The organism is Syntrophales bacterium, assembly GCA_030655775.1.
Taxonomy (GTDB): domain Bacteria; phylum Desulfobacterota; class Syntrophia; order Syntrophales; family JADFWA01; genus JAUSPI01.
Genome location: JAUSPI010000040.1, coordinates 1 through 4,158, shown reverse-complemented (window position 1 = coordinate 4,158; position 4,158 = coordinate 1). Strand labels below are relative to the sequence as shown.

Genomic DNA, 4,158 nt, shown 5'->3' with positions numbered 1-4,158 from the left:
TGGTACATAATCACGCAGCCGCTGACATACTGACCTTACGTTACCGGTATCTCTTGACCATCCGGACTTTCGTCGGGTATTGGGTACCGCGGCAAATTCTAAAAAGTGGTTCAAGGATATCACGAAAGGGCAAGCATTGGCTGAGATTGTTGCGCCGTGTCTTGAAGAAATCTCAGCAACACCTTTAGCAAAAGAACTGATTAAGCTGAGAAACTGGATCGATGTCTGATGATGTTGATACAGAGATCGGGCGGCTGGCTGGCAGTCTTGAGCGCGGTAGCATAATTGCCGCTGCCGGATGTGGCAAGACTGAACAAATAGCTCGTGCCACCAAGTTTGCCGTGGGGCGCAGGCTCATCATGACTCACACCCATGCCGGCGTCGATGCGCTTCGAATGCGTCTCAAAAAATACGGAGTTCCCAATATTAAATTTCGTGTTGATACAATTGCAGGTTGGTGTCTTTGGTATTCGACATCATATCCCAAGCGGTCAGGTCTGGTCAATCTTAACCCAAGAACAAACGCGGAGTGGAATTCTGTCTATGAGTCGGCTATTCGGCTGATAGAGAGCGGTGCTGTCAGTAATGTATTAAAATCGTCTTACTCCGGCGTGTTTGTTGACGAGTACCAAGATTGTACTACCCTTCAACATCGAGTCATCCTTGCAATCGCTGACCATCTCCGGGTGTGCGTATTTGGTGATCCCCTTCAGGCCATTTTCGACTTTGCAGGCCAGGAGCCCGTCGACTGGGTCACGGATGTTTTTCCTATTTTCAAGAAAAGTGGGGAGTTGACCAAACCCTGGCGCTGGTATAAGTCTGGAAACATAGATTTGGCAAATTGGCTCGAAAATATCCGCCACACTCTTGAAGCGTATGGGACCATAGATCTTACGGGCCGTCCGGAGTGTGTTAGCTGGGAACGTCTTCCCAGTGACCCACATTTTCAGCGGTCCAAAATCATTGGCGCCTGTAAGGACATTTTAGGTAAAGCAAGCAATGAAAGAATCGTTGTAATCGGCGATCCGGCAAGCATAGACCGCAGAGCAGCGCTTGCTCAGAGTCTTGCAAAGGCCGGGTACTCCAATATTGAGCCGTTAAGCTGCAAGCACCTCTATGAGTTCGCTACAAAACTCGAAGAGACCGAAGGACCAGCTCGACTTGAATGTGTCTTGGATTTCATTTGTGCCTGCATGACTGGTGGAGAAAAAGCGGAATTTCTTTCTTCAGTTAAATCCCATCAGAACGGCGGAAAACGTGGAGTCACCAAGTTCGGTGATCTGATCAGCCTCGGTGTCGCGCTAGTCGATAGTCCTACAGATGAGTCTGTACTAACGTTGATGAAAGGATTTTATGAGCTGAAGGCGACCAACCTGTTCCGACCAGAAATGTTTTTTGCAATGCGCTCGGGAATTAAAAACAAATCGTTACGCGGAGCATGCAAGTTATCGGATGTTATCTGCGAAGTACAGAACCGCACCAGGCATGCAGGACGCAGACTCGGGAAGCGAAGCGTCGGCAGCACTCTGCTCGTAAAAGGGCTTGAGTTCGACCATACCATTATTATATACGATGGGAATATGAGTATAAAAGATTGGTACGTAGCCCTCACTCGCGCAACAACCAGTGTGACAATTCTCTCTCCCTCTGAATATATATCGCCGAAAGCTGCACAAAACGCGGCAAAACGGCGCGCCACGCGGTGAACATTATGTTGGGAAGAAAGATATGAAGAACTACCTTTGGATGGCTATGGGACAGGCTTTGTTTTTTTTGCACTTATGATACTGTTAATAAAACCAACATTTCTTACGGTAATTCACAATCACAGGCAAAAGGCCATATACAACAGTTGTAGGTGCTATACGTAACTGACAAATTCAACTTTCTCACTGGTCATTTCTGCGCATTACGAAGTGAAAGCTGCTACAAAAGTTCATCTGGTGCAAGTCACTGATATCCCCGCTACCGGATGACCCGACCCCCCGGAACAATACTCCAGATGAAGAAGCATTTGAGGAAGGGCGTTCAAGCCTTTTGTTTTCTTTAAAAGTCCGGGGGAAATATTTGCCGTTGCGATCCCGTATTGAGGAATTTTCAGCTAAAATAATTCTCAACAGGGGGAAACGCAAGGCACAAATGGCAGCCCGAGAACGGCTGCCATTTCGAATCCTTTGCCTTTAGACGTGAATAAGGCACAAATAGATTAAAGGGCAACGTAGAGACCTGTTATTTATTGTGTAGCAACTATTAGTCAGATGGAGGGGTTAACACAATCTGTCCATTTTTTAAATTCTCCCGGACAGGGGGACATCTGGACACCCCCTAAAGGGGTGTGTCCCTGTCTGTCCCCCTAACTGTCTTGTGACGTGTCCCGTCATTGTCCCCTGTCCCTTGCGGGCCAGCAGTAATCATCCAGTGTTTCAACCAACCCGGAAACCTGGAGTGCATAAACGGCACGTTGGAAAGCCTTTTTCTTTGATCCGGGTTCGGTTGAGGCTGAAATACCCTTCGAGTAAGCAATTTTCCTCCAGTCGTTAATGTGCACCTTAAGATCGTCCTTGTCAGATTCTTTTATTGCAGTCAGAAGAGCGTCATAAGCAATTTTGTAAGATGGTGCCAGTGGTTTCTTGCCTTGTACCGACCTGCCTGTTTGATGCAGGACACATGAGGTCACGGCCTCACCATCTTCCCGGTCAATTAATTCATCCAAAGTGATAATTTCAGGCTTAAAGGAAATTGACGGAGGCGGTTCATGGTCTTTCGTCTTTGTATTTGTAAGTGCGCAGACACCATTTACATTCTTTATAAGACTATATTCCCAGTCCAGTGCAGCACGTAACGCCGAAGAGCCGCGTCCCCTGTCTTGATTTGTAATACCATTGTGGTGAATAATTAGAACAGTACATTTATATTTTATACGGAGTTGCGCATCAACAATGTTCACGAAACGCGTCATGTCTGCCGTAAGGTTTTCATCTCCTGGGCCAAAATTTCTGTTGAGGGTGTCGATGATAATCAAAACAGGGGTTCCGTGCAGTTCCAGCAATTTGTCAACGGCCAAAATCACCTCCCGTGCAGAGCTTTCGTCAAGGAATTGAGCGGGTCGGTCAGATACAAAAAATGGGACACCTTCGAGATAAATCCCGTGAGACTTTTCCCAGGCTTTCAGTCTTTTCCCAATCCCTGAAAGCCCTTCACCTGCTATATAAAACACCGTCCCTTGTACCTTCACCGGATGCCCATGCCAATCAGTTTTGGTAGCGATACATAGTCCCATGTCCAACGCCATGAATGATTTCATAGAACCAGGTTCGCCGAATATCTGGGCAAGAGTCGGTGTGTCCAGGTAGTCTTTAATCAACCATTCAGTAGGAGCTGTACGGGAATAAATGTCGCTGATCGACAGGAAGTGAAATCTATTATGGGGTTTTTGCCCGTCCGCTTCCCTTACCTGTTCTTCGAATTCATCTCTCATGATATATGCCTCCCCTCAGCCGATAACCAAAGTAACCGTTGATATTGCCCCTTTTCTTCTCGATAATGGCCTGGCAAGCGCGACAGACGGGCCGGATTGCTACAAGCTGCATCAACGCCCAGGGGGGCCAATAGCCGGTCGTGTAAGTAGCCCCTTATATGTGTTTGCCAGTCTTCTGCGCATTCCACCTTTGCCCTCTTTTGAACGTCAATCCAAGCATGGATGCTTTTTCCACCGGAATGAATCAGTGCAACAACGGGGAGTTTTGCGGAGCTCCAAAACTTTAGCTGCTCTATCATTGATATGTTGTCGAATTCAGCGAGGTAATTCAGATATGTTTTAACAGTATTGTCACATCTAAGTGAGGGCTTCCCACCTTTTGTAAAACCTTCTTTTCCTGTTAATGGATTTATTATTATGAAGGGTGCAGTTTTTCCACCATTCCCCCAGTAATCAATCCATTCATCACGAAAGCGGATAGTCAGTCCCTGGACTCCAGGTTGATCATGCTCGCCAATAAAAATATAGTCGTCCGGTTCGTATCGTGTTTTGAGGAATAGAATCGGGTCACGTCCAGGGTCATCTAATAATCGAATAGGTGAACTTTCCCAAATGTCTTCGTCAGAATATATACTTTGTGAGATAATTTGCTTTAGCGCCCTTTTACCGTTATCTACAAT

Annotated in this window: 4 protein-coding genes; 2 read left to right on the top strand and 2 right to left on the bottom strand. The window is 46.6% G+C overall.

Going from position 1 to position 4,158, the window contains the following annotated elements; genetic code table 11:
* Together Q7J27_02240 and Q7J27_02235 are read left to right on the top strand one after the other, a co-directional pair.
* A partial coding sequence (locus Q7J27_02240) for a hypothetical protein (GenBank protein ID MDO9527960.1) occupies positions 1-188 on the top strand: 188 nt, incomplete at its 5' end.
* Between the two features lie 33 nt (positions 189-221).
* Positions 222-1,706, top strand: coding sequence for an AAA family ATPase (locus tag Q7J27_02235; protein ID MDO9527959.1), 1,485 nt, complete (start codon positions 222-224; stop codon positions 1,704-1,706).
* A gap of 671 nt (positions 1,707-2,377) precedes the next feature.
* On the opposite strand, the gene Q7J27_02230 is transcribed toward Q7J27_02235, so the two are convergent.
* Both Q7J27_02230 and Q7J27_02225 read right to left on the bottom strand, forming a co-directional pair.
* On the bottom strand, positions 2,378-3,478 hold the full coding sequence (locus Q7J27_02230) for an AAA family ATPase (protein ID MDO9527958.1): 1,101 nt from the start codon (positions 3,476-3,478) through the stop codon (positions 2,378-2,380).
* Positions 3,475-4,158, bottom strand: a 684-nt coding sequence (locus Q7J27_02225) for a hypothetical protein (protein ID MDO9527957.1), incomplete at its 5' end; no start/stop codon positions are given. The genes Q7J27_02230 and Q7J27_02225, both read right to left, overlap by 4 nt.